The sequence below is a fragment of the Trichloromonas sp. genome, from assembly GCF_034006665.1.
Classification (GTDB): domain Bacteria; phylum Desulfobacterota; class Desulfuromonadia; order Desulfuromonadales; family Trichloromonadaceae; genus Trichloromonas.
Map to the genome: position 1 here is coordinate 1 of NZ_JAVESI010000002.1, position 26313 is coordinate 26313.

Sequence of the window (26313 nt, forward strand, 5' to 3'; positions counted from 1 at the left end):
CAAACCGGGTACCTGCCTCAGACGTACTGAGGGGAAGAATGGACAGGAGCCGTATACGAGGCCCGTACGTACGGTTCTGTGAGAGGGATGAGGCGAGCTTGATCTGCTCGCCTCACCCTACTCGATTATTCCTTTTTCAGATCGATCCCCAGGGTCTGGATCTTTTTGCGCAGGGTGTTGCGGTTGATCCCGAGGATTTCGGCGGCCTTGACCTGGTTCCCCCGGGTTTTGTCGAGAACGATGTTGATCAGCGGTCGTTCCATCTGATGCAGAACCATTTCGTAGAGATTGTCCAGCTCCTGAACATTCATTTGCGCCAGCGAGCAGTTCAGCTTGCGGGCGATCAATGCCTCCAGAGATTCCTCTTGGTCGCTACCGGCCGCCGTCGCCAGAAAGGGGAAATCATCGACCGTCAACTGGGAATTGGGGGAGAGCAGAGCGGCGCGTTGGATGGCGTTTTCCAGTTCGCGTACGTTGCCGGGCCAGGGAAAGTGCTTGAGGGCCGTCAAGGCTTCGGCAGAGCAGGTTCGGGCCGGCAGATTCTGCTTCGCCTGCAACCGCTGCAGAAAAAAATCGACCAGCAGGGGGATATCCTCGGGACGTTCGCGTAGGGGCGGCAGGCTGATTGGGATGACGTTCAGGCGGTAGTAGAGATCCTCGCGAAAGCTCTTGGCCCGCACCTGCTCCTGAAGGTCTTGGTTGGTGGCGGCGATGATCCGCACATCGACGGGAATGTTGCTTATCCCACCGGTGCGGGTGATCTCCTTCTCCTGTAGCACCCGCAAAAGCTTGGCCTGCAATTCCAGCGGCATGTCGCCGATTTCGTCGAGAAAGAGGCTGCCACCCTGGGCCTGCTCGAATTTGCCGATCTTGCGTTCATGCGCCCCGGTAAAAGCCCCCTTTTCGAAACCGAAAAGCTCGCTTTCGAGTAGTTCCCTGGGAATCGCGGCGCAGTTGAGGGCGAGAAAGGGCTTGCTGACCCGGGAGCTGTTGCCGTGGATGGCTCGGGCCACCAGCTCCTTGCCGGTCCCCGATTCTCCGGTAATGAGCACGGTGACGTTGGCGGCGGCGACTTTCCCCAGGGTTTTGTACACTTCCTGCATGGGACGGCTGCGCCCGATCAGGGTGCGGTCCAAGGGCTGAGCAAGCGTTTCCCGCTGGTCGACGGGTTTCACCTCCGCGGCCCGGCTGGCGCGGAGGATGATGGCGTCGAGGGCCTCGAGATCGAAGGGCTTGGTCAGGTAGTCGTAAGCCCCCCGTTTCATCGCTTCGACAGCGTTGGCCATGGTCGATTCGGCGGTCATGACGATTATTGGCAGCTCCGGTCGTTCCTGATGAATGCGGGTGAGCAGATCAAGACCCGACAGCCCCGGCATTTTGATGTCGAGTACCGCAAGGTCAAAGACATTTGTACGGAGCATGGCCAGAGCCTGGTCGCCGCTGGAAGCTAGTTCGACCTGGTAGCCGAGTTTTCCCAGGGATTTGGCGAGAACCCAGCGAATGCTCTCCTCGTCGTCGGCAACCAGGATATGGTGAATGGACATGGCGCAAGACCCTCCGTTGGCGATGAAGTTATTCCCCCAGTCCGGATCCCGGGGGCGGAATCAGCGGCAGGGAGACGGAAAAGACGGTTCCCGAGCCGGGCTCGCTGGCCGCCTTGAGCATCCCGTCGTGCTGCCGGACGATTTTCTGGCACAAGGGCAGCCCCAGTCCGCTTCCCAAATGTTTAGTGGTGTAGAACGGGGTGAAGATGCGTTCCAGGTCTTCCCGGGCGATACCCGTGCCGTTGTCGCGGATTTCGACGGTGACGAAGGGGGCGGGGCGTCCTCCTGGAAGACTGAGGTGGTAATCCGCGACGATTTTGCTGGAAATGCGCACGAAGCCGCTATCGGAGATGGCTTCGGCGGCATTTTTGATGAGATTCAGGAAGAGTTGGGTCAACAGCGCTTCGTCGCCGCGAAATTCGGGGATGCTTGGGTCGAGATCAAGCAGAAAGTCGATCTGTTTTTCCCCATAGACGGTTTTCTGCAGAAGCAGAATGTCTCCCAAAATCTTGCCGAGGTTGACCCCCGCCCATTTCGGTTGTCGGTCTCGGGTCAACTCAAGCAGCCCTTCGATGATGGTATTGACCCGTTCGGTTTCGCGAATCATTACTGCCGTGTATTCCCGCAGGGGGCTTTCCTTGGGCAGTTCCAGGTCGAGCAGCTGGGCGGCGCCCTTGATGCCGCCCAAGGGGTTTTTGATCTCGTGGGCCAGGCCGGCGGCGAGGGTGCCGAGCTGGGAAAGACGCTCCGACTGGCGCATCGCCTGTTCCAGATCCTGCAGCCGGGAGAGATCGCGGAGAATCAGGATCGCTCCGTCGCAGCTTCCGCTTTCGGTGAGAAGCGGTGAAACGCTGACACTTGCCGGCAGGGGCTGGGACAATGGCCGGTACAGAGTAATGTCTTCATGGTTGGAAACCGATCGCCCTGCTGCCAGCGCCGTGGCGACCAGCTTCAGTAGGGGCGATTGCCCCTTGAAAAGAACATTGAAAGATTTGCCCAAGGCCTGACGTTCGGAAAGGCCGGTCATAGCCTGGGCGGCCGGATTGAAGAGGGTGATGATGCCATCGTTGTCCAAGGCGATCACGGCGCGATCGATGTTTTCGAGAACCCGGATATGAACTTTCGTGTTTTCTTGAGTTGGCATCTCTCAGCTCTCACTCCGCGCCACGGCGGCCAGATAGAAATCCCGGGTCATATCTTCTATTTCCGCTAGGGATTGGGCATGATTTATCGCGGCACGATAGGTTGCCGCTTCGGCGAGCCCCCGGGAGTACCAGCAAAGATGTTTGCGCATATCGAGGAGCGTTTTTCGCGGGCCGAAAGTTTCCAGATGCAGGCGCAGGTGCCGAAAAGCGACTTCCATACGGTCGACGGGGGAAGGCGCAGGAGGGGTGGGGCCACCGTCGAACCGGGCCTTGAGATCCCGGATCAGCCACGGATTGCCGTACCCCCCCCGTCCGATCATGACGGCGTCGCAACCTGTTTGGCGCAGCATGCGCAGAGCGTCGTCGGCGGTGTAAATATCGCCGCTACCGATGACCGGAATGCGCAGGGTTTCCTTGAGTTTGCGCAGGTGTTCCCAGTCGGAATGACCGGAAAAACCTTGGCAGCGGGTGCGCGGATGCAGGGTGACGGCATCCGCGCCTTCAGCTTCGGCGAGGCGTGACGTTTCCAGATAGTTGATGGACTGCAGGGACCATCCGGAACGGATCTTGATGGTCAGGGGAAGGTCGGTCGCGCGGCGGACTGCGGCGACGATGGCGGCGATTCGTGGGGGATCCCGGAGCAGGGCGCTGCCGGCGCCGCTACGAACCACTTTTTTTACCGGACAGCCGAGGTTGATGTCGATCAGATCGGCATACTCTTGGGCCAAGACGGCCGCTTCGGCCAAGAGCGCAGGATCTTCGCCGAAGAGTTGGACGCCCAGTGGCCGTTCGTCGCGGGTGGAGGCGAGCAGTTCCAGCGTCTGCTTGCCGCCCCGAGTGAGCCCGTTGGCACTGATCATTTCGGTAAAGACCAGACCGGCGCCGTATGCTTTCATGAGGCGCCGGTAGGGCAGGTTGCTGATCCCGGCCATAGGGGCCAGCCAGATATTGTTGGCGAGTAATAATTTATGAATTATCATTGATAAGTTGCCTTTTAATTGCACAAATTTTGTGCATACTAGCATGCAAAGTAAGAAAAGCCAAAATGAAAAAGCCCCCCGTGTCGCCGGACACATGTATACCGTATACAAAATAGTGCTTGACAACCCTGGGCGCAGTTGCTAGAACTTACCATGCGTAAATGAGATTGAGCCAAGATTGACCCGGCAATCCTGGTCAAAAACATCCAAACGCCGCGGCTTCCAGCCGTGTGGAACGCCTCCGGGATGCGATTCAAATTTGGTTTTGTTGGAAAGGGCAGTTTGGCCTGGTGGGTTTTGCCCATCGTATTTATTTCACCAAAGGAGAGAGAAGCATGGCGACACTCAAGGAAGTATTGGCTCAGAAGATCGCAGACCATCGTCCCCGCACCACCAAGCTTGTCAAGGAGTTCGGTCAGGTTGTCATCGACCAGGTGACGATTGACCAGTGCATCGGCGGCGCTCGTAACATCCGCAGCCTGGTAACCGACATCTCCTATCTCGATCCCCAGGAAGGCATCCGTTTCCGCGGCAAGACCATTCCCGAGACTTTCGAAGCCCTGCCCAAGGCCAAAGGCTCCAAGTATCCCACCGTCGAGTCCTTCTGGTACTTCCTGCTGACCGGTGACGTGCCGACCCAAGCTCAGGTTGACGCCGTTGTGGCCGAGTGGAAAGTCCGTCAGGTGGTTCCTTCCTACGTATGGGACGCCATCCGTGCCCTGCCCCGCGACAGCCATCCGATGGTCATGCTTTCCGTCGGTATCCTCGCTCTGCAGAAGGACTCCAAATTTGCCGCTTTCTACAGCTCGGGCAAGTTCAACAAGATGACCGCTTGGGAATCCGTCTACGAAGACGCTTGTGACTTGGTTGCTCGTATTCCGATCATCGCCGCTTTCATTTACAACTTGAAATATCGCAGTGACTTCCAGACCCCCATCGATCCTACCTTGGACATGGGCGCCAACTTCGCTCACATGATCGGCCAGAGCGAGCAGTACAAAGACGTTGCTCGTATGTACTTCATCCTCCACTCCGACCATGAGTCCGGCAACGTTTCGGCTCACACCACCCACTTGGTGCATTCGGCGCTGTCCGACCCGTACTATTCCTACTCGGCCGGTCTCAACGGCCTCGCTGGCCCGTTGCACGGCCTGGCCAACCAGGAAGTTCTGGACTGGACTCTCAAGTTCCAGGAAAAATACTGCAAAGACGTTGAGCCCACCAAGGAACTGGTCACCAAGGCTCTGTGGGACACCCTCAACTCCGGTCAGGTTGTACCGGGTTACGGCCACGCCGTTCTGCGCAAGACCGACCCCCGCTACATGTCCCAGCGTGAATTCTGCCTCAGCACCCCGGGTCTCAAAGACGACAAACTGTTCAAACTGGTTGCCATGATCTTTGAAACCGCTCCCGGCGTTCTCACCGAGCACGGCAAAGCCAAGAATCCTTGGCCGAACGTTGACGCGCAGTCCGGCGTTATTCAGTGGTACTATGGTCTGCGTGAGTGGGACTTCTACACCGTTCTTTTCGGTGTGGGTCGCGCCCTCGGCTGCATGGCCAACATCACTTGGGACCGTGGTCTTGGCTACGCCATCGAGCGTCCGAAGTCCGTCACCACCGCGATGCTTGAGAAGTGGGCTGCCGAAGGTGGCCGTAAGTCCTAAGATGGTTTGTTGATCGCACGGTCAACAGTTGAATAAAAAAAGCGACTCTGGCAACAGAGTCGCTTTTTTTATGGCGGTACGATGTGACGGAGGGCTGACGTTAAACATTTTGGGGGTCAATCTGGCAAACTGTTGACCTTGCACAGCAGTTCCTGCCAAGGACGCCACTTTTCTCGGGCGGTGCCGGAACCGTATTCCGGCGGTAGCCGACAGTGGATCATGTCGTCCAGCAGGGTTTCCAGTTCCGGGATCAGCCCTAGGCACTGGCAGGGCCGCTTCTCCGGGGGAAAAGAACAGCCCTTTGGGCCCAGTTCGGCGCAGCCTTGCTCCGTCTCACGCGGGGCTGGGACAAGGATGCCCCCCAGGTTTCGTAATACAAGGCGATTTTCTTTGAGGATTTTACTCAGTTCTTGGGCTGTAGGGTTCTGGTTCGTGGCAAAAATCGTGAAAAAACGTTGTGGGTCGGTCCATACTCCAGGATGTCCCTGGCAACAGCGACCCCCACATTGACGGCAGAGGGTTTCATCGATATTCGCATCATTCATTGTTCACACCTGAGAAAATATTTAGGTAATCCTTCAGGCTGGGAAGTCGGATAATGCGCCGTCATCCGCCGCCTGATCTTCCGGATCCGCTTCTGCATGGTTATTTCTTCAGTTCAATACCGAAGCTCTTGATCTTGCGATGGAGGTTCGAGCGTTCTATGTCGATGACCTCGGCGGTTCGGGAGATGTTCCAGTCGTTCTCTTCGAGTTTTTGCAGAAGGTATTCCTTTTCGAACTCTTCCCTGGCTTCGCGGAAGGTCACGGCATCCAGAGCCGAAGAGGTTTCTGCTTTGGACCCTTCCGTTTTTTTCAGGAAGAGGGCGGTCGGGAGGTGTTTTTCGTTGATCTGCGCATCGGGAATCATGATGACCAGGCGTTCGACAATGTTTTTCAGCTCCCGCACATTCCCGGGCCAGGAATAGTTCACCAGCGCCGTCATTGCTTCCGGGGTCAGGCTCTTGATTTCCCGGCTCTCCTTGCTGCAGAAATATTTCAAGAAATGATCCACCAACTGGGGAATGTCTTCTTTCCGCTCCCGCAGCGGCGGCACTTCAAAGGGGAGAACATTGAGGCGGTAATAGAGATCCTCGCGAAAGTTCCCCTTGACGATTTCCGCTTCAAGATCTTTGTTGGTCGCTGCGATGACCCGGACATCGACTTCGATGGTACGACTACCGCCCACTCGTTCAAACTTTTTTTCTTGAAGGATGCGCAAGACTTTCGCTTGGGTCTTTAGGCTCATGTCGCCGATTTCGTCGAGAAAAAGGGTTCCTTCGTGGGCGAGATCAAACTTGCCCTTGCGCATCGCCGTCGCTCCGGTGAAGGAACCCTTTTCGTGGCCGAATAGTTCCGATTCGATGAGCTCTTCAGGGATCGCCGCGCAATTGACTTCAATGAAAGGTTTCCCCGCCCTATGCGAGTGGGCATGGATAGCCCGCGCCACCAGTTCCTTGCCGGTACCGTTTTCGCCGGTAATCAGTACCCACCCAGATGTCGGCGCGGCAATGCTGATCTGCTCCTTGAGGAGACGGATCGCCGGGCCGTTACCGATCATTTCATGTTCCTTGGCGATGCGGGCCTTCAGGGTGCGGTTTTCTTCCACCAACTGGCCGGTGGTCAGAGCATTCTGGACCGCGAGCAGCAGCTTTTCCAGGGACAGCGGTTTTTCGATAAAGTCATAAGCGCCGAGTTTGGTCGCTTTTACTGCGGTCTCAATCGTGCCGTGACCACTCATCATGATGACCAACTGGTCGGAGGAATTTTCGCGGATTTTACGCAGGGTTTCGATACCATCAATGCCCGGCATCCAGATGTCGAGAAGAATAAGGTCGGGATCTTCCTCTTTCAGAAGGCTCAACCCCTCTTCTCCGCTCTCCGCCCCTAGCGTACGGAATCCTTCATCCTGTAGAATGCCCGTCAGACTTTCGAGAATACTCTCCTCATCGTCGATGATCAGTATCGTTTTCATGGTCGTCCTTTTTCAGGTTCAGGTCGGCAGGCTGTTTTCACTTACCGGCAGCTCCACGATGAATTTTGTCCCCCGTGGCGGGTTGTCCTTGACCCGGATATAGCCGTGGTGGTCGGAGACGATGGTGGAGACAATCGCCAGCCCAAGACCCGTACCGGTTTTTTTGGTGGAAAAATAGGGCTCGAAAAGCCGGGTTTTATCGTCCGGTTGAATGCCGCAACCGTTGTCGTTCACGGCGAAGGTGACCATCTGCAAAGTGGGGTTGTAGCTGGTTTCCACGGTAATCGTGGGGTCAGATTCCTCCTGCACGGCGCAGACGGCATTTTCGAAAAGGTTGATGAGCACGCGCTTGATCTGATCCCGGTCGAGGCTGAAAGGGGGGATCTCCTGGCAGGGTTCGAAGACGAAACGGATATCCTTGTGCCCTTCCTGATAGAGAACTAGAGTTTCGGCGATGAGCTCGTTGAGATTGTTCAGGGTCGGGTTGCCGGCGGGCATGCGGGCAAAATTGGAAAATTCATTTACCAGATTTTTCAGCTCGTCCACCTGGGTCACGATCATCCGCGTACATTCGTCGAAGACCTTGTCGTCATCGTTGAAACGATCGAGATAACGGCGGCGCAGTCGTTGCGCCGAGAGCTGGATGGGAGTCAGGGGATTTTTGATTTCATGGGCGATGCGCCGGGCAACCTCGCGCCAGGCGGCCATGCGTTGCGCCTTGATGATATGGGTCAGATCGTCAAAAACCACCACCGTGCCGAGAAATTCCTGGTTTTCGTCCCGTAGGGTCGTGATGTTGAAAAGAAAGGTAACGCGGTTCTCCTGCACGGGGATCGTTACCTGCTTGCGAATGGAGTCTTTTCCTGAGAGTTTTAGATCCTTGAGGAATTCCTTGACCATAGGCAGGTGCTCGACGCTGACTACGTCCCAGAAGCTGCGGCCGACAATCTGCCCCGGCTGGATTTTGAGGAGGTTTTCCGCCGATTTGTTAATCGTGCTGATGAAGCCGTCCTGGTCGACGGAGATGACTCCGGCGGTCACGTTTTTGAGAACGGTCTCCATATAACGGCGACGCTGGTCGATTTCCGCGTAGGTTGCCTGCAGATCTTGATTGGCTTTGCGGATTTCCTCCTGCCCTTTGCGCAGGTCGTTGGTCATCTGGTTGAAGGCCTTGACCAGACAGCCGATCTCATCGTTTCCGAACTGTTCGATGCGCACATTCAGGTCACCGTCAGCGACCCGGCTGGTGGCCTGGGCCAGCTCCTGGATTGGTACGGTGATGCCCCGGGCCAGGCGGAAGCCGAACCAGGTGGCGAGAAAGACAATGACCAGGGCAATCAGCAGCAGAACCGCGATGTAACCTTTTTTGATCTTGTTTTTCAGCAGTTTGGTGTCCTTGTACTGTTCGTAGGAGGAGGAGATCTCCTTCATCTTGCTGACCAGGGAACGGGGAACGTAGTAATTGACGACTACGACCGCCACGACATCCGCGGGATTCCAGTTGGACAGGACCGGGACAATGCCGCGAATCAGATCGGCTTCACCGATCGGAGTGATGCGGGTAAAACGTTTCCCCTCCAGCCCCTGACGGATATTTTCCGAGCCGGGGTCGGTAAAATTCGCCGTTGCAATCTGTGGGTTGGCGGCTCGCACCAGCTCTTCATATGTGGCGGAAAATACCTCGACAACACCCAGGTTATATTCCTGCTGTTTGGTGTGGACCAATTCCCTCAGGCGGGGAAGGTTTTCCTCATTGAGGAGTTTTTCTTGGCGGATGGTGTTGGCCAGTTGTTCGCCATAGTACAGGGCATTATCGGCGGAGTTCTTGTAATAGGTCTCCGCCACTTCCAGGGATTCCTGGAGGGAGGTTTCAATCTGGGAGTTGAACCAGCTTTCGATGGAACTGGTGATGAACCCGGCGGAAATGAAAAAAAGCAGGAGTGTGGGAATCAGAGAGAGGGAAACAAAGGCCACCACCAATTTCGAGCGGAGACGGGCTCCGGGAACATTGCTGCGGCGGTCCAGAATCAGTTTGAAGAGATTTCTGAAAACGAGAAAGAGAAAGAGCACGACCAACAGAATGTTGAGGTTGATCAGTGCCAGTACAAGAATCGTGTTGGAAAGGGGTAGCTTGGAGGAAAGGTCGAGAAGTTGCGATTCGAAGTTGGAAAAGAGCGCTACCAAGACGGTAAGCACGAGGATCAGTAGCCATTCGCGGCGACGTTTGCGGTTTTCCGTCGGTTCCGGGTGCGGGGAGTGATGCTGGGTCATACTCTTCCTCAAACAACAGGATAAAATTGCAATAATAGAATAATATCAATCTATTTGGCAAGAATTCGCGATCCGCGGCGGGGCGAAACAAAAAAGGCAGCCTCTGGCTGCCTTTTTTGATCTATATACCGGGAAAAATCAGGCTTCGGATAGAGCCAGACCGGCGGAAAGAGCCGGCGGCGCGGCCAGCAACGCTTCCTGCAGGTCTTTATTGGTAAATTCAACCAATCGCCAGGCGTCAGGGGTGGCGAGGATCTTCTCGATCATCTGATGGTTGATGTCATGTCCCGATTTGAAGGTCTTGAAGTGGCCGAGGACCGGAAACCCGGCCAGGCTGAAATCGCCGATGGCGTCCAAGATCTTGTGACGCACGAATTCGTCGTGAAACCGCAGCCCTTCGGGGTTGAGAATCCCCTCATCGCCGATAACCACGGCGTTTTCCAGGGAACCGCCCTGGGCCAGACCATTGGCCTTGAGATATTCCACTTCCTTGAGAAAGCCAAAGGTTCGGGCTGAAGCCAGTTCCCGGCGGAAAAAGTCGGGAGTCACCTTGACCGAACGGTGCTGTAAGCCGATTGCCGGGTGATCGAAGGCGATGTCGGCGGTAATGCGGAAGAAACGGGACGGAATGACCGTTACCCGTTTTTCACCGTCAATGACGGTGAGGGGTTTGCGGATGGCGAGGAACTTGCGGCTACGGGGAAGGGAGCGCAGACCCGCCTTGCGGATCGCTTTGACGAAATAATGGGCGCTGCCATCCATGATCGGGACTTCAGGACCATCGATATCGATGTGCAGATTGTCGATCCCCAGGGCGCAAAGCGCGGCCATCAGGTGTTCGACCGTCGAGACGGTGAGGCCACTTTTGCCGAGGACCGTGGCCAAGCGGGTATCGACTACGTTGGCCGAGATTGCTTCGATGGAGACCGTGCGCTCCCCTTCGGAACGATGGAAAACGATGCCGCTGCCGGCTTCGGCAGGGCGCAGCTGCATACGGATGGTACGACCCGAATGAAGGCCGATTCCGGCGATGGAGATGGTTTGGGCGATAGTGCATTGATAGATCATATGGGATTCTCCCTTGGCATTCTGAATCGCATGCGGCGACAGGCTTTCTTAATGCAAGGGTCTTGCCAATTGAGAAAAAATTTTAAGTCACTGGAATTACTATATAAAATATTTATTTCCAGGAGTTGGGCGGGGGATGTGTTGCAGATGCACACGACCTCTTGTGGCGCTGGGGCCACAGTGCCACAGGATGTGGAGGGGATCAAAGCCGTCCTGAACGAAGGATAGCGATGGCCAGCCACAGGCCGAGGAAGCCGGCGATGGAATAACCGAGAAAGCCGAGCATAGGAAAGCCGAAGAGCATAGGGCCCTTGTCCGTCTGCATGATCAGTGACGAGCCGATGATCAGGGCGGCGATGAGCATGCTGAAAGAGAGGCGGTTGCTCGATTTGTCGAGGTCGGTGATGAGCTTTTCGAGGCCGCGGTGTTCCAGATCGATCTTGAACTTATTGCGGTTGACGCGGTTGATGAACTCTTTGAGATCGCGGGGAAGATTTTTAGCTAGGGCGCTGTAGGATTGCACCACCCGGACCATTTCCTTGGAAAGATGGGTTGGCGTGACCTTGTCGCGCACCAGCTTTTCCATGAAGGGGCGCAAGTGGTCGATCATGTTGAAGTTGGGATCGAGTTGTCTTCCGATTCCCTCGATGGTGATCAGCGCCTTGCCGAGGAGCATCAGGTCGGCGGGGAACTTGATCCGGTAGACCGTGAGGATTTCGATGAATTCGGTGAGCAGGCGCCCGGCGTTGATCTCCTGCAGGGGGATCTCGTAGTAATTGTCGATCAGTTCCGTGAGGTCGCGTTTCAGCTGCTTGTTGTCGATATCCTCGGCGATGTCGCCGGAATAGAGGAGCAGGGTGATGACGGTATCGACATCCCGGTGAAGAATCGCCAGCAGCAGGTCGACCAGCTGATATTTGACTTCGTTGTCGAGCCGCCCGACCATGCCGTAATCGAGCATGCAGATGCGATTGCCCGGCAGAATAAAGAAGTTGCCGGGATGGGGATCGCCGTGAAAGAGGCCGTCGACCAGTACCTGTTTGAGAAAGGCGTCGGCGCCGTTGCGGGCGATGGCTTTGAGGTCGTAGCCTTCGTCCTGCAACCGGCGCGTGTTGGAAACCTTGATCCCCTCGATATACTCCATGGTCAGCACCCCCTCGCCGGTCAGGGGCCAGTGAACCTTGGGGACGTGCACGGTGGTGGAGGCGGCGAAATTGTTGGCGAAGCGGTCGATGGTATGGCCCTCGCGGGTAAAATCCATCTCGCGGCTGATCGTGCGGCGGAATTCCTTGACCACCCCGACCGGATCGTAAATATCCGCCTGGGGGATGTGGTTTTCGATGAGATAGGCAAGCCCCAGCAGGATGTCGACATCGGTTTCGATGATCTGCTTGATCGCGGGGCGGCGCACCTTGATGACCACCTCCTCGCCGCTCGTCAGTCGCCCCCGGTGCACTTGGGCGATGGAGGCGGCGGCCAGGGGGATGGGGGAAAATTCGCTGAAGAGTTCGTCCACCGGCGCGCCGAGCTCTTCGCGGATGTAGACTTCGATCTCGTCGTAGGGCAGGGACGGAACCTTGTCCTGCAACTTGCCGAACTCATCGGCATATTCCTTGGGGATGATGTCGGGGCGGGTCGAGAGAATCTGGCCCAGTTTGATAAAGGTTGGGCCGAGCTCAACCATGGCCAGCCGCAACCGCTCCGGCTGGCTGAGTCGTTCGATCTCCTTGGGAGCCGTTCCCAAAGTGACGATGCGGCGTCCCAGTTCGAGATAGTAGTTGAGGTTAAGCTCTTCGACAATATGCCCGAAGCCGTACTTGATGAGGATGCCAAGGACGTTTCGGTAACGCCGAATCGTGCGGATATTGCGGTTGAGGCGCAGAAAGGAGAGCATGAACGCGGGCTATTCCCCCCGTTCCCGGAGTTTTTCCTCCAGATCCTTGACCCGCTGCTTGAGCGCGGCGTGCTCTTCGCTGGTGGCCACCCCGATCCGCTCACACGCCTTTTTCACTTCCTGCAAGGCCATTTCTTCCAGCTTCTTCTGGGTGTCCTTGGCCGCGCCTTGCAGTTTGTCGAGCAGGGCCTTGCCTTCTTCCTCGCTGACGTTGAAGCGCTGTTTGAGATCCTGGATCAGCTCCTCGGTCTTTTTCTGACTGAGGGAGACCGCGCCCATGCCGGCCAACAGGGTTTTTTCAATCAGTTCGAACATGGCATTCTCCTTGGCAAATGAGGGAGTAGTTCGTTTCGGCACGCCAAGAGGTCAGTCTCAACCCCCCGAGCTGTTTTCGCGCTGGCCTAAAAATAACATGGATTTCAGAGGTTTCAATGGTCAAGCAGGGCGCGGATGGCGGCGATGCCGGCGTGCGCGCCCTCTTCTCCGGCGCGAATGATCTCCCGGGCCTTGTGGAATTCCAGCAGGGTGACGCCGTTGAGATCGGGGCGCAGGAGCACGTCCGCACCATCCCGGGCCAGGCGCAGGCTGTTGATTTCATTCTCCATGATGGCGATGCACTGGGCGAAGATGCGCAGTAGACCCGGCGGCTTGCGTTCCTTTTCCACCGCCGGATTGTCTTTGCTGCCGGGGGGCCAAAGTTCGCGCAGCAGCCTTTCTACCATGGTCGAATCAAAAAAATCGAAGAGAAGATTTTTGCGCGGCTCCTCCCGTTTCGGATTGGGCAGAAAAGCCTCCTGTGGCCGTTTTTCCACTTCGGGGATGGCACAGACGCCAAGCACCCGACGTGCGCCGAGGTCGCGGGCGACATCCACGGGGACCGGATTGCACAGCCCGCCGTCGACCAGAAAACGCCCGGCAAAGTACACTGGCGTAAAGATGCCGGGGAAGGAGATCGCTGCGCGCAGCGCTTCCCGTAGTAGTCCCCGGCGGATTACCAGCAGTTCACCGGTTTCGACGTCGGTGGCGAGCACCGCCAAGGGGATGCGCAACTCTTCGAAGGTCTCCACCGGCAAAAGTTCGGCGATGAACCGGGCGACTTTCTTGCCATCGATCAACCCGGAAGTGGGAATGATGGGATCGATCAGCCCGGCCAACTGCTGCCAGTCGACATTGCGGGCCACCTCTTCCATCTGCGTCGGCGGCACTCCGGCGGCGTACAGGGCGCCGATCAGGGCGCCGATCGAAGTGCCGGCGATGCAGCCGATGGGAATGCCTTCGGCTTCGAGGGTCTTGAGCACCCCAATGTGCACCAGCCCCCGGGCAGCACCGCTGCCGAGGGCCAGGCCGATCGAATTGTCCGGGATCGCGGGGGTGGTCATAAACGGCAGCTCACTGGATCAAAAGGATTAAAATATCAAGTTATTATAGGAGTCGGTTGCGGTCTTGGCAAGGCTGTCAGCGGCGAAAGAGCCAGAGCAGCAGGGAAAGAAGGAGAGAAACCAGGAGGCTGGAAGCCAGGGGGAAGTAGAAGGAAAAATTTTCCCGTTCGATGCGGAAGTCCCCGGGAAGTCGTCCGAGCCAGGGGATGCGACCGCCGTAGGTCAAAAGCAGTCCGACCAGGATCAGGACGAGCCCGAGGATGATGAGCAGACGGCCCGGCGGCATCGGTCATTTTCCCGGTCGCGGCGCGTAACGGTCGTATTCCGAATAGATACAACCGCAATACTGCTGTCGGTAAAGACCGAGCCGCTTCGACTCGGCGACGCCCAGATTCCAGCCCTTGCGAAAATCCTCATAAACGAAAACCAGGCCGTGACGGCGGGCAAGATCTTCCCCCGCCAAGCGGATCTCCTCGTGCTTCTGAAAGCGGGAGTAGAGCAGCGTTGAGGTGAAGCCCTCATATCCCTGTTCGACCGCGACTTTCGCCGTTTCCTCCAGACGATTCTGATAGCAGTAGGTGCAGCGGTTGTTTGGGTCGGCGGCCACTGCGCCGAGAAACTCGGTTAGCTGGTAGTCCTCCCGATAAAGTACCGGCAAATCACGTATCTCGGCGTACTCCTTGAGCGTCTCCAGGCGGCGCCGGAATTCCAGGTAGGGATGGATGTTCGGATTATGGAAGTAGCCAGAAACCTCGTGACCGGCGTCGCGCAACCGGTCGAGGGGATAGATGGCGCAGTTGGCGCAGCAGATATGCAGCAGGATTTTCATAACGTCTCGACTCGTGAAGGATAAAGGGTACGGCCATTTTCACCCCTTGCCGGTGCTTTGTCAATCGTCCTCGCCGAGCAATATCGCGGGGGGAAGGCCCTGGTCGCGCCACAGTTTTTCACCGGTTCGCTCCGCCGTCGCGGCGTGCGGGATGGCGGCATGGCAGGCGTGGAGCAGCTTTTTGCGGAGCTTGCGCAGATCGGCCCGATAGCGGCGCAGGATCGCATCGGTCAGCTCCCGATCGCGGGGCAGGGCGGCTTCCCGACGACCCGTCGCCGCCGCCAGCAGCAGTGCCTGCGCCGTTTCCGCGCCGTCGACGCTGAGAGTTTCGCCGTCGCCGTCGACCAGGGTGTAACGGCCGAAAAATTCATCTCGCAGGGTCAGCGGCGGAGTCATCCGATAAGTGACGAGTTCCGGCCGGTAATGATCGTACAGATAGTGCTCGGGAAAACGGGGGATGCCGTCGACGAAGACCCGGGCGACGATTTGCGCCAGGAGAGCCGCCGATGGCGGCGTCGGCCGGGAGGTCGGCACCAGCGGCTGCGGTTCTCCTACGGTACTTTCCGGAAGGACTGGTCCGAGCCAGCGGCCGATGGCCTCATCGAGCAGTTCGGTCGCGGGCAACGGCCGCCGGCCGTGCCAGTCGAGCAGGCGCAGTTGGTCGAGAACCTCCCGCCGTGGCAAAGGCAGGCCGAAACGCTGGGCGCTATGGCGCAGGTCACCGATATCCGGCAGGGGGCGGTCGCCGGCGACAGTGGCCCAAAGCCGGCGGCCGAGGGTCGAGCGGCTGAAGAGCAAGACTTCCGCGCCGCGATCCGCCGGCCAGTCGTCCGGGGCGGGAATGGTGAGCCGACCGCTTTCAAGCAAGGAGAATAGACCCTCATCGAGGTGCAGGGTCAGGGGCAGCAGCGCTCGGTGTCCCGTCGCCAGTTCGCGCCAGGACCGTTGGCGTTCCCCATCCGGGCGGTAAAAGCGGGTCATCGCTTCCGGTCTGCGCCCCTTCACCAGTTCAAGACGCAACCGCCCTTCGTCGCCTAGCGCTAGTTCAAGCAGGGTGAACTCGTCCCGCAGCAGATCCACCAGCGGCTCGCCCAAGGCATCGCTCAGCCAGCCACCGGGAACATCGAGAAGAAGCCGTCCCCCTTCGGCGGCGAGACCGAGCAGATGCAGAAATTCCCAATGCCAGCGTGGGGCTTTGGTTCCCAGCCGGAAACGGCGGGTGGGCCAGGAGAAACGCAGGCGGGTTGTCAGCGCAGCGCGCTCTTCACGGTCGGGAGGCTGCTCGGCGTCGAGCCTTGCCCGGATGAATCCCGGCGGGACGACCGCTGTCAGGGCGAAGAGATCCTCGGCCTGGCGCAGCGCCGGCGGCAGGCCGGTCAAGTCCCGGCGCAGGGCCAACAAGGCGAGGAGGGGCCGGGGCCCGACTTCCATGACCTTCCGCAGGTTTGTGTCCGCCCCATGCCGGGGAGGAGGCAGAAGCAGGATCGAACCCTGTTCGGAGGGGGGGAGGACATCACCACTATCGGCGCCGAACTCTTCTCCGGCGGCGAAGAGTTCGAGGGCGCGCAGCAGCCGCTCACGGTCATGTCCCACATGCAGCTGCCCGAGACGTCGGGCGAGATGGTGAAAACGCACCGCTGCCGGGAAGGGCAGGGGCATCTCCCCCGCGCTTAGGACCAGCGCCGTTCGTGCTCCTTCGGGCAGTTCGGCCAGGGCGTTGCCCAAGGCCGGTTCCAATTCTTCCGGCTGGACGCCGACCGGAAGGAGATCGAAGGCGGCCAGAGCGAGAATTCTGAGCAGGGTCAGTATCCCTTTGTCGTAGGCCAGTTTCCGCGGCTCCCCGTCGACGTCCCGTCGGGTCGCTCGAAGCGTCCGGAACCCCTCTTCCAGAACGTTCTGGCTATCGCGGGGGGCGGCGCGCCAAAGGTTGGCGAGATAACCGGCGGCGAGTTCGTCAGGGGGAACGGCACCCAGCACCGAGAGCGGCTTGAACGCTTCCAGCAATTGCCACAAGGCCTGCTGGAAAGCGACGGCATGATTTTCGGCGAGGGGGATCTCCCGATGGCGGACGGGGCCTTCGGCACGGATCTCCCAGATGCTCAGTTCATGGGGAGCCCAGACGGCGAAGTGGCGCAGCCCGAGGGCGGGTGCGCAGCGACGGCCCTGCTCGACTGCTTCCTCCACCCCGGCGTCCGGGAGGAGCAGCAGGCCGCCAGCCATGTGACTTTCCCGGTTGATCCAGAAGACCAGATGAGGGGGCTCCTCGCCGGCCTCGGTCAGAAGAGGCGGGTAAAGATCGACACGGCGAAAGGGGAAGCGACCTTCCGCCAGAGCCTGTCCGGCCCAGTGCGCGAGTTGTTCGGCGAAGCGCCGGAGAGATTCCTGATTCATAGGGGAGGTCACGATGGCGCCCGCAGGGGCGTGGGGCGTCGGCCGATAGTGACGGCCGCGGAGGTTTCGAGGGTTTGCGAGTCGATAACGGCGATGGAGATGCTCAGCAGCGGGAGAGAAGCCCGGCACCATGCGATCGACGTTGCGGATGTCCCGTGGTTGTTGTTCGGCCGTCGCTCAGATTGCCTTTTCGGGACCGGCGAAGAGCGGGCCGTTTCCCCCTTTGAGGGGGCGATGAAAATGGGCGTAGGCCAACGGGGTGGCAGTGCGCCCCCGGGGGGTGCGGTTGAGGTAGCCCTGTTGCAGTAGGAAGGGCTCGATGACGTCCTCGATGGTGTCCTTCTCTTCGCCGATGGCGGCGGCCAGGGTTTCCAGGCCGACCGGCCCGCCGGCGAACTTGTCGATGATGGTCAGCAGGATCAGCCGGTCCATGTGGTCGAAACCGCGTCTGTCCACCTCTAGCCGCCCCAAGGCCAGATCCGCCAGTTCCCGGGAAATGACGCCATCCCCGGTGACCTCGGCGAAGTCCCGCACCCGGCGCAGCAGGCGATTGGCGATGCGCGGCGTTCCCCGGCTGCGGCGGGCAATCTCTCCGGCGCCGTCCGCTTCCGTCGGAATGCCCAAGAGCCCGGCGCTACGCTGGACGATGGTGGTCAGTTCCGCATCCGAATAGAATTCCAGGCGGGCGATAACCCCGAAGCGGTCGCGCAGGGGGGAAGAGAGGAGCCCGGCGCGGGTGGTGGCGCCGACCAGAGTGAAGCGGGGCAGGTCGAGCTTGATCGTTCGCGCCGACGGACCCTGGCCGATGATGATGTCGAGCTGGTAGTCCTCCATGGCCGGATAGAGGATCTCCTCGACGACCGGCGACAGGCGGTGGATCTCGTCGATGAAGAGGACGTCGCCGGCTTCCAGATTGGTGAGAATCGCCGCCAGATCGCCGGGTTTTTCGATCACCGGACCCGAGGTGCTCTTGATGTGCACCCCCATCTCGTAGGCGATGATGTTGGCCAACGTGGTCTTGCCGAGCCCCGGAGGACCAAAGAAGAGGACATGGTCGAGGGCTTCGGCGCGGTTGCGCGCCGCGTCGATAAAGACCTGAAGATTCTCTTTGGCCTTCGACTGGCCGACATACTCTTTGAGGCTGCGGGGGCGCAGGCCGTTTTCATAGGAATTGTCGTCCCCGCCCGCTTCGGCGCTGATGATCCGTTCGCTCATGGGCCGCTTTCACATCACTTGAGGAGAATTTTCAGGGCGCCCTTGAGGGCTTCCTCGACCGGGGTGTCGGGGGCCAGTTCCAAGGCTTCCAGCGCTTTTTTCGCCTGCGCCTCCTTGTAGCCCAGGTTGATCAGGGCCGACAAAGTATCGTCCAGGGTATCCGCCGCGCGCGTCGCCGGCGCGCTCGGGTGAGGGGGGCCGGCGACGGCGGCGGCGAGCTTGCCGACCTTCTCCCGCAACTCCAGGATCAGCCGGTCGGCGGTCTTCTTGCCGATGCCGGGAATCGCCGCCAGGCGCTTGTCATTCCCCTGGCTCAGGGCCGCGCGCAGCTCGGCGGCGGGGATGTTGGAGAGGATGTTCACCGCCAGTTTTGGTCCCACCCCTGAGACTGAAAGGAGCAGGATGAAGAGTTCCTTTTCCTGGGCGGTCAGAAAACCGTAGAGATGGATAGCATCTTCCTTGACGTAAGTGAAGATGTGCAACCGTACATCCCCTGCCTCGGGAAGGGCGTAGAAGCTCGACAGGGGGATCTTCACCCGATAGCCGATGCCGCCGACATCGACGATTAGATGGTCGATGGATTTATAGGCGAGTTTTCCGGTGAGCAGGGCGATCATGGGAACCTGTTGGCAAGGCTGAAGGCTGAGGACAGAAGGCTAACGAGCTTTTCCGGCCAGAGCCGTAGCCAGGCGCTGGTTGAGGCCGTGACTGTGGGCGTGACAGATGGCCACGGCCAAGGCGTCGGCGGCATCTTCCTGGGCGATTTCCGGCAGGGCGAGCAGGGTGCGGGTCATCTGCTGCACCTGGGCCTTGTCGGCGCGGCCGTAGCCGACCACGGCATTTTTCACCTGGAGGGCCGAATATTCGAAGACCGGCAGGTTCGAGTTGACCCCGGCGAGGAGCGCGCCCCCCCGGGCATGGCCAAGTTTGAGGGCGGAAAGGGCATTCTTGGCGACGAAGATCTGCTCTACCGCCACGGATTCCGGGCGATACTCGGCGATGATGGCGAGCAGGCCGTCGTAAATCTGTTTCAGGCGCAGCGCCAGTTCGTCATCGGCGCGGGTGAAGATCGCGCCGTTGTCGATGTGCCGCAGGCGGCTGCCCTGCTTTTCGATGAGCCCGTAGCCGGTGGCACGGCTGCCCGGGTCGATTCCGAGAATGCGCATAATTCGAGGCTGAAGACTGAAGGCCGAAGGCTGAAGAATTTTTCCTTCAGTCTTCAGCCTTCAGCCTTCGGTCTAGTCTCCTTTTACCCCATCACCTTTTCGATTTCGTCGTCGGAGATGTCGAAGTTGGCGTAAACGTTCTGAACGTCGTCGTTGTCTTCGAGTTTATCCATCATCTTCAGCATCTGCTCGGCCTGCTTGCCTTCCAACGCCACCATCGTCTGCGGAATCAGGGTGATTTCGGCGTTGTCCCACTGCAGGCCGGCGGTGGCCAGAGCCTCGCGCACCTCGATGAAGTTGCCGGGATCGGTGATGACCTCGTAGGCATCCCCCTCGTCCTTGACGTCTTCGGCCCCGGCTTCCAGTGCCGCTTCGAAGATGGCGTCGAAGTCGTTATCGGTGGTGAAGGAGATCAGACCCTTGCGGTCGAAGAGGAAGGAGACCGAGCCGTTGACGCCGAGATTGCCGTTGTGCTTGGTGAATATGTGGCGCACATCGGCGACCGTGCGGGTGCGGTTGTCGGTCATGAACTCGACGATCACCGCCACGCCGCCCGGGCCGTAGCCTTCGAAGGTACCTTCCTCGTAGTTGACGCCGTCGAGATCGCCCACCCCTTTTTTGATGGCGCGCTCGATGCTGTCTTTGGGCATGTTCTCGCCCTTGGCCTTGTCGATGGCCGTGCGCAGGCGCGGATTGCCTTCCGGGTCGCCGCCGCCGATCTTGGCTGCGACGGTAATTTCCTTGATCAGTTTGGTGAAGACCTTGCCGCGCTTGGCGTCCTGGGCGCCCTTGCGGTGTTTGATATTAGCCCATTTACTGTGTCCTGCCATGGTTGTGCCGTGCTCCTTGCTGGTTCGATCTGAGAGGTCGGGGCCGTGGTGGCCGGTCGGAATTAAATATCGGAAGAGAGGATGCAAAAAGCCGGCGGGGGCGCCGGCTTTCGCAAAAATGTCCACAACATAAGGGCGCTCAGTGCTCCCGGGGGTTGGACTGGTACTGGCGTAGTTCCAGGTTGTTGGTTACGCTCTTGATGCCGTCGATGCTCGCGATCACGTCGAGAACCGTCTTGAGATCCTCGCGGCTGTGCAGATAGCCTTCCAGGGTGACCTCTCCGTCCTTGGCCGCGACATGAAAATGATACTGGTGCAGGCCGCAGATCGTTCCCCTGGCGAAGAGTTCAGTCTCGATCTTCTTACGGATGATCAGATCCTTGAGGTTCTTTTTGCAGTGGTCCTTCCGCTCGGTCAGGTTGCGGTCCTTGATGGCGTCGCAGATGAGTTTGACGGCGGTCTCCTCGGAGAGGTTCAGGGTGTTGATGATGAGATCGTAGGCGAGAGGATCGTTCCAGTCGCGGTCGAAATAGTATTTGATGAAGCCGGCGCGCTGCTGGTCGGATTTGCGCACCAGCACCCGGGCCAGGTCGGGGTCGAGCCATTCCCGCTCGGCCCAGCGCTCGACCCGCTCATCGAAGGGGGCGATGATGCGCACCCGCAGGACGCTGTTGATGCCCTTGAGCAGATCTTGACCGCCACGCCCGTAGATGATGACGTTCCCCTTGAGGGCGTATTCGAGGATGATCAGCTGGATACGGTGAAAGTTGGCTTCGGTCTGGGAGTCTACCGTCTCGACGAAAGCCGGCGGCTTTTCGTCGGCATTTTCCAACGCCTCGACGGAGAGTCCGTAGTTGGCGGCGACTTTGCGGATGGCGTCGCCGTCGACCAGGGTATAGCCAAGCTTGTCCGCGGCTTTGTGGGCGATGGGGATGCCGGCACTGCCCATTTCCCGGGAGATAGTGATGATCGCCATTGGTACTCCTTGCTCAACCGTGGGTGTCCGCAAAAACGGCTCGTCATCATAGCAAGTTGAAAAAAGGATGAAAAGCCATAAGTTGCCGCCTCGAAAAAAAGCCGGCGGGATGCATGGGCATGGGTCAGAGGATTAAAGCCTCGGCTTGTGTTCGAAATGGTGGCGCGCTTCGATAAAGCGCACGGTGCGGGTTTTCGAACGCATGACGATGGAGTGCGTACAGGCTCCGCCGGGGAAATAGCGTACCCCCCTGAGGAAATCGCCGTTGGTGATGCCGGTGGCGGCAAAGAAGACATCACCTTTCGCCATGTCGTCGATGTCGTAGACCCGGTCAAAGTCTTCGATGCCCATGCTTTGGGCGCGATTGCGCTCTTCCTTGCTCATGAAAACCAGGCGCCCCTGCATGTCGCCGCCCAGGCACTTCAAGGCCGCCGCCGCCAGCACCCCTTCCGGGGCGCCGCCGATGCCCAGGAGCAGATCGACGCCGCTCTCCTCCACCGCCGCCGCGATAGCCGGGGCAACGTCGCCGTCGCTGATGAGATGAATGCGCGCCCCGGCTTTGCGGATTTCGGTGATCGTGCGCTCGTGTCGGGGGCGGTCGAGGATGACCACGGTCAGTTCCTCAACCCGGCGGTTTTTGGCTTCGGCAACCCGGCGCAGGTTGACCGCCGGGGTTTCATTGATATCGATGGCGCCTTTCCCCAAGGGGCCGACGATGAGTTTTTCCATGTACATGTCCGGGGCATGGAGAAAGCCGCCGCGCGGGGCGAGGGCGAGGGTGGCGATGGAGCCGTTCATCCCTTTGGCGCAGATATTGGTCCCTTCCAGAGGATCGACGGCGATGTCCACCTCCGGACCGGCTCCGGTCCCAAGCTGCTCGCCGATGTAGAGCATCGGCGCCTCGTCCATCTCCCCTTCGCCGATGACCACGGTGCCGTTGATCTCCATTGAGCCGAGGACGCGGCGCATGGCCTCGGTGGCGGCGTCGTCCGCCGCGATCTTGTCCCCCTTGCCGACCCATCGACTGCTGGCCAAAGCCGCCGCTTCGGTGACGCGCACCAGTTCCAATGCCAGATTGCGATCCATGCCGTTGCTTCTCCTTGAACCCTTGCGGGATTGTTAAGTGGGCGGTATCATGGCACGATTGCCTGGGAAAAACAAGATTTGTAAGCTGTTTCGCGCCCCTGCCGGGGCGGGGGAGGAATGATGGGATTTTTTGTCTGGGCCCACCGGGGGGCCGCCGTCGATGCGCCGGAGAACACCCTGGTTGCCTTTGCCGCCGCCGAGGCCGCCGGTGCCGACGGCATCGAGCTGGATGTGCATCTGAGTCGCGATGGGGTGCTGGTGGTCATCCACGACGAATGGGTCGAGCGCACCACCGACGGTTGGGGACGGGTGGCCGAGCTGCGCCTGGCGGAACTGCGCCGTCTCGATGCCGGCAGCTGGTTCTCCCCGCGCTTTTCCGGCGAGCCGATTCCGGTGTTGGACGAGGTGCTCGACTGGGCCGGCGATCGCCTGCGCCTCAATATCGAAATCAAGGAAGCTGCGGCCGGTGGGGCGCTGCTCGATCTGCTCCCCCACTATCCCCGGGCGCAGGTGCTGGTCTCCTCCTTCGATCACCGCCTGCTGGCGGAACTCCGCCGCCGCGATGCCCGACTTCCCCTCGGCTTTCTCTTCGAGGATGACAGTTGGCGCCGGGTGCTCCGGCGGGCCCTGGTTTGTGGCGCCGAGAGCCTGCACCCCCGGGAGGATTGCGTCAGTCGCCCGCTCGTCGCCGCCTGCAAGGATAACGGCCTGGCGCTCTATCCCTGGACAGTGGACGACCCCGGCCGCATTCGCGCCCTGCGCCGCCTCCAAGTCGACGGCCTCTTCACTAACGATCCTTTCGCGGTGAGTTGCAAGCGAAATTGACACTGCCGGTCGTGCCTGCTAGGGTGGGTTCGGTGCGTAAACGGTTTGTATAAGGAGGAATTTCATCATGTTGGGTGACATGAGCCAGGTCCGTTCCATCGTCTTCGATCTTGACGGCACCCTCTACAAAGACGACGGCCTCGCTGCCGAGATTCAGACCATGGCCGCGCGGCTGGTGGCCGACTCCCGGGGGGTGGGGCTCAAGGAAGGGCGCGCCCTGCTGCGCAAGTCCAAGCGGCGGCTGGCCGAAATGCTTGAAGAGGAACCGACCCTGACCCGCACCTGCCAGACCCTGGGCATCGAGGCCGTCGACCTCCATCGCGCCATGCAGACCCAGGTCCGTCCCGAAAATTTCCTGAGTACCGACCCCATTCTGCAAGCCCTGCTCGAATCCCTGGCCGAAGGCTGGGATCTCTACCTCTACACCAACAACAACCTCGTCCTCTCCGAAAAAATCCTCGCCCTGCTCGGCGTCGAAAGCTACTTCAAGCGCCTCTACACCATCGAATTCAACTGGACCCCCAAACCCGACGTCGACACTCTGCGCCGCATTCTCGAAGACATCGGCGGCGAACCGGAAAGCTTCCTCTTCGTCGGCGACCGCGAATCCGTCGACCTCAAAGCCCCGAGAATGCTCGGCATTCCTACCCTCCTCGTCACCGAAACCGCCGACCTGCTGCGCATTCATCAATGGTTGGGGATGATTCCTTGAGGGAATTGTAGGATAGAGTAACTCGACCCGCGACCCTGCTGAGGTAAATAAAATGGCGATTTTCATAAATCCAAACTCTCCTGTCCAACCGCAAGCCGGCGTATATGGGTGGTTTGCACAAAAGGATGGTTTGGCAAGGATTGCGATCTACATCGGGATGGCGGGTCAAAAGGGATCTTTCATCCCCAAAGGTACTCTCTTTCGCGGTGTAAGTGAATTACAGCGCAACACTTTTACATCGAACGCACCAGATTATGACAAGTTGGATACGGATTTCATCGTAGGTACTGCCATTCGATTTTTCGAACAAAAAGGTTATCTCTGTACCTGGGAGCATCTTAACAATGATCCGACCACGGAAACAGCGATGGTCGTCTCAATGAAGCCAGTTATTCAGAACCAAAGCAATGCACGCATCAAAGAAACATTGAGAATTCGTAAGGAGCAAAAAGGGTATTGGCATTTAAAGAAAAACAGCGAGGGCGTAATAGAAGCCGAACATGAAGTCTTTTCTGTTCTCGACGGCCTGCTAACCCATAAGGATTGACACGACACTGTAAGGGAATCAGAGAGGGACAGGATCAGGCCAGGGGCAAAGGGCATGCTTTCAAGTTGTTGGATTGAAGGGCCGTTACCCTTGAAAAATAGACATGACTCATTGCATCCGTGTTGCTGTACCCAGAGGCGTTTATGACCCGTCTGAAGAAATGGTTTGTCCTGGTCGCTACGATGCTGACGGGTTGTGTCGGTATGCCGGATGGAGTTACGCCGGTCGAGCCCTTTGACCTGGAGCGCTATCTCGGGCGCTGGTATGAAATCGCCCGGCTGGATCATTCCTTCGAGCGGGGCTTGAGCAAGGTGAGCGCGGAATACTCTCTGCGCGAGGATGGCTCGGTTCGCGTGGTAAATCGCGGCTACTCCGAGGCCGAGGGGAAGTGGAAAGAAGCGGAAGGTAAGGCCCGTTTTGTGCGGAAGCCGACAGAGGGGTTTCTGAAGGTTTCCTTTTTCGGTCCCTTCTACGCCTCCTATATTATCTTCGACCTCGATCAGGAACACTACCACTACGCTCTGATCAGCGGCCCCGATACCTCCTATCTGTGGATCCTTTCCCGGCAGCCGACTTTGGAGCAGGCGACCGTGGATATGCTGATCGGAAAGGCCCGCCAGGCGGATTTCGATACCGGCGGATTGATTTTTGTCGAGCAGGCGGCGGACCCCTCTTCGGTGGAGTAGGTTTCGCCCCCCCCTATGTCCCGGCAAAACCGCAGGCCCGCGCTCTGGTTGGAATTGATCCGGGAGAAAATGTGGCGAAACAAGACCCGACCCCGCCGTCGGTGCTGGGGAGAGGTCGGGCTGTGGGCGAAGGGGCGGCTTATTGCCGTGCCAGGCGCCAGTTGGGGGCCTGGGGGGTGTGGGTGCTGCGCCAGGGGTTGATGTCCAGTCCGCCGCGGCGGGTGTAGCGGGCGTAGACGCTCAGTTGCACGGGGCGGCAGCGGTGCAGCACATCGGTGAAGATGCGCTCGACGCACTGCTCATGAAATTCGTTGTGTCGGCGGAAGGAAATCAGGTAGCGCAGCAGGCCGGCGTGATCGATGGCCGGCCCGCGGTAGTGCAGCCACAGACTGGCCCAGTCCGGTTGCGAAGTGATCAGGCAGTTGCTTTTGAGCAGATGGCTGTAAAGGCGCTCTTCGACTTCGTGGGCGTCGGGCAGGCAGTGCAGCAGGCCGCTGTCCACCTGATAACGGTCGACGGTGATGTCGAGGGCGTCGAGGCTCTGGCCCGGCAAGCGGCCGATCTGCCAGAGTTCCAGGTCGTCCGGGCTGCTCAGGGTCACCGCGATCTCGGCTCCGGCGACGGCGCTCAGGTCGGCGCGCAGTTGCTCGGCCACAGCCGTCTCCGTAGCGAAAGGCGTCTGGTTGTAGCTGTTGAGATAGAGCTTGAGGGATTTGGATTCGATCAGATTGGGGCTGTGACAGGGGATGCGCAGCTGCAGCAGCGCCACCACCGGCTTGCCTTTGGGATTGAGCCACGAGAGCTCGTAGCCGTTCCACTGGTCTTCGCCGACAAAGGGCAGCGGCTCGCTGAGGCCCAGTTCTTGCCTTTTGAGACGGCGCGGCACTGGGCAGAGCAGGCGGTTGTCGTAGCGATCGGTGTAGCGGGTCGGTTGTCCCAGCGGCAGCTGATTCGGTGGCATCATCACGTGTCCTTGTTGTGCGGCGGCCAGGCCAAGAGGTTTTGCCAGGAGTTGGTCGGTGAGATGGCGAGGAAAAGACGCCTTGTGTTTATAGTTGAACGGTTATTTCGTCAAGGGGAATTTCCGGCAAC

25 protein-coding genes are annotated in these 26313 nt (G+C 59.2%); 5 read left to right on the forward strand and 20 right to left on the reverse strand.

What is annotated here, in order from left to right:
- Positions 1-125 precede the first annotated feature (125 nt).
- From ntrC to dusB, 3 genes are read right to left on the reverse strand one after another with little or no spacing between them, the layout of a single operon-like run.
- Positions 126-1544: a nitrogen regulation protein NR(I) gene (gene ntrC / locus RBR25_RS01280; protein WP_432817714.1), complete on the reverse strand. Its 1419-nt coding sequence runs from the start codon at positions 1542-1544 to the stop codon at positions 126-128.
- A gap of 28 nt (positions 1545-1572) precedes the next feature.
- Entirely contained in the window at positions 1573-2688 is a 1116-nt protein-coding gene (locus RBR25_RS01285) for a two-component system sensor histidine kinase NtrB (RefSeq protein ID WP_432817715.1), read from the reverse strand.
- A 3-nt stretch (positions 2689-2691) separates the two neighbouring features.
- The gene (gene dusB / locus RBR25_RS01290; protein WP_432817716.1) at positions 2692-3669 is read right to left on the reverse strand and encodes a tRNA dihydrouridine synthase DusB; all 978 of its coding nucleotides are present in this window, start codon (positions 3667-3669) and stop codon (positions 2692-2694) included.
- Positions 3670-4004: 335 nt separating this feature from the next.
- Between dusB and RBR25_RS01295 the strand changes: the two genes are divergently transcribed.
- A complete protein-coding gene (locus RBR25_RS01295; RefSeq protein WP_432817717.1) occupies positions 4005-5333 on the forward strand; it encodes a citrate (Si)-synthase in 1329 nt (442 codons plus the stop codon).
- A gap of 116 nt (positions 5334-5449) precedes the next feature.
- Here RBR25_RS01295 and RBR25_RS01300 read toward each other — a convergent pair whose 3' ends face one another.
- From RBR25_RS01300 to glpX, 16 genes are all read right to left on the reverse strand, one after another.
- Positions 5450-5878, reverse strand: a complete 429-nt coding sequence (locus tag RBR25_RS01300) for a hypothetical protein (protein WP_432817718.1) — start codon at positions 5876-5878, stop codon at positions 5450-5452.
- Between the two features lie 100 nt (positions 5879-5978).
- Positions 5979-7346, reverse strand: coding sequence for a sigma-54-dependent transcriptional regulator (locus RBR25_RS01305; protein ID WP_432817719.1), 1368 nt, complete (start codon positions 7344-7346; stop codon positions 5979-5981).
- Positions 7347-7364: 18 nt separating this feature from the next.
- On the reverse strand, positions 7365-9617 hold the full coding sequence (locus RBR25_RS01310; RefSeq protein ID WP_432817720.1) for an ATP-binding protein: 2253 nt from the start codon (positions 9615-9617) through the stop codon (positions 7365-7367).
- A gap of 138 nt (positions 9618-9755) precedes the next feature.
- On the reverse strand, positions 9756-10685 hold the full coding sequence (gene lpxC, locus RBR25_RS01315; RefSeq protein WP_432817721.1) for a UDP-3-O-acyl-N-acetylglucosamine deacetylase: 930 nt from the start codon (positions 10683-10685) through the stop codon (positions 9756-9758).
- Between the two features lie 202 nt (positions 10686-10887).
- Positions 10888-12579 (reverse strand): ABC1 kinase family protein, encoded by a 1692-nt coding sequence (locus RBR25_RS01320; RefSeq protein WP_432817722.1) that lies wholly within the window; start codon positions 12577-12579, stop codon positions 10888-10890.
- Positions 12580-12588: 9 nt separating this feature from the next.
- Positions 12589-12894, reverse strand: coding sequence for a phasin family protein (locus RBR25_RS01325; RefSeq protein WP_432817723.1), 306 nt, complete (start codon positions 12892-12894; stop codon positions 12589-12591).
- A 113-nt stretch (positions 12895-13007) separates the two neighbouring features.
- The gene (locus tag RBR25_RS01330) at positions 13008-13958 is read right to left on the reverse strand and encodes a patatin-like phospholipase family protein (protein WP_432817724.1); all 951 of its coding nucleotides are present in this window, start codon (positions 13956-13958) and stop codon (positions 13008-13010) included.
- A 76-nt stretch (positions 13959-14034) separates the two neighbouring features.
- Positions 14035-14244 (reverse strand): DUF2905 domain-containing protein, encoded by a 210-nt coding sequence (locus RBR25_RS01335; RefSeq protein WP_432817725.1) that lies wholly within the window; start codon positions 14242-14244, stop codon positions 14035-14037.
- Positions 14245-14247: 3 nt separating this feature from the next.
- Positions 14248-14787 (reverse strand): epoxyqueuosine reductase QueH, encoded by a 540-nt coding sequence (locus tag RBR25_RS01340; RefSeq protein ID WP_432817726.1) that lies wholly within the window; start codon positions 14785-14787, stop codon positions 14248-14250.
- Between the two features lie 60 nt (positions 14788-14847).
- The gene (locus RBR25_RS01345; RefSeq protein ID WP_432817727.1) at positions 14848-17178 is read right to left on the reverse strand and encodes a hypothetical protein; all 2331 of its coding nucleotides are present in this window, start codon (positions 17176-17178) and stop codon (positions 14848-14850) included.
- A gap of 177 nt (positions 17179-17355) precedes the next feature.
- Complete coding sequence (ruvB, locus tag RBR25_RS01350; protein ID WP_432817728.1) at positions 17356-18393, reverse strand: Holliday junction branch migration DNA helicase RuvB; 1038 nt, start codon at positions 18391-18393, stop codon at positions 17356-17358.
- A 14-nt stretch (positions 18394-18407) separates the two neighbouring features.
- A complete protein-coding gene (ruvA, locus tag RBR25_RS01355; protein ID WP_432817729.1) occupies positions 18408-19010 on the reverse strand; it encodes a Holliday junction branch migration protein RuvA in 603 nt (200 codons plus the stop codon).
- Between the two features lie 39 nt (positions 19011-19049).
- Positions 19050-19559 (reverse strand): crossover junction endodeoxyribonuclease RuvC, encoded by a 510-nt coding sequence (gene ruvC, locus RBR25_RS01360; RefSeq protein ID WP_432817730.1) that lies wholly within the window; start codon positions 19557-19559, stop codon positions 19050-19052.
- Positions 19560-19642: 83 nt separating this feature from the next.
- Positions 19643-20389, reverse strand: a complete 747-nt coding sequence (locus RBR25_RS01365) for a YebC/PmpR family DNA-binding transcriptional regulator (protein ID WP_432817731.1) — start codon at positions 20387-20389, stop codon at positions 19643-19645.
- 139 nt (positions 20390-20528) lie between these two features.
- On the reverse strand, positions 20529-21365 hold the full coding sequence (locus RBR25_RS01370; protein WP_432817732.1) for a cytidylate kinase family protein: 837 nt from the start codon (positions 21363-21365) through the stop codon (positions 20529-20531).
- 132 nt (positions 21366-21497) lie between these two features.
- Positions 21498-22451, reverse strand: coding sequence for a class II fructose-bisphosphatase (glpX, locus tag RBR25_RS01375; RefSeq protein ID WP_432817733.1), 954 nt, complete (start codon positions 22449-22451; stop codon positions 21498-21500).
- Positions 22452-22568: 117 nt separating this feature from the next.
- Between glpX and RBR25_RS01380 the strand changes: the two genes are divergently transcribed.
- From RBR25_RS01380 to RBR25_RS01395, 4 genes are all read left to right on the forward strand, one after another.
- Positions 22569-23276 carry a glycerophosphodiester phosphodiesterase gene (locus tag RBR25_RS01380; protein ID WP_432817734.1) on the forward strand — a complete coding sequence of 236 codons (708 nt, stop codon included), beginning with the start codon at positions 22569-22571 and terminating at the stop codon, positions 23274-23276.
- A gap of 67 nt (positions 23277-23343) precedes the next feature.
- A complete protein-coding gene (locus RBR25_RS01385; RefSeq protein WP_432817735.1) occupies positions 23344-23988 on the forward strand; it encodes an HAD family hydrolase in 645 nt (214 codons plus the stop codon).
- A gap of 52 nt (positions 23989-24040) precedes the next feature.
- Positions 24041-24535, forward strand: a complete 495-nt coding sequence (locus tag RBR25_RS01390) for a hypothetical protein (protein ID WP_432817736.1) — start codon at positions 24041-24043, stop codon at positions 24533-24535.
- Between the two features lie 143 nt (positions 24536-24678).
- Positions 24679-25221 carry a lipocalin family protein gene (locus tag RBR25_RS01395; RefSeq protein ID WP_432817737.1) on the forward strand — a complete coding sequence of 181 codons (543 nt, stop codon included), beginning with the start codon at positions 24679-24681 and terminating at the stop codon, positions 25219-25221.
- Between the two features lie 139 nt (positions 25222-25360).
- Here RBR25_RS01395 and queF read toward each other — a convergent pair whose 3' ends face one another.
- Positions 25361-26185, reverse strand: a complete 825-nt coding sequence (gene queF, locus RBR25_RS01400; RefSeq protein WP_432817738.1) for an NADPH-dependent 7-cyano-7-deazaguanine reductase QueF — start codon at positions 26183-26185, stop codon at positions 25361-25363.
- Between the last annotated feature and the right edge of the window lie 128 nt (positions 26186-26313).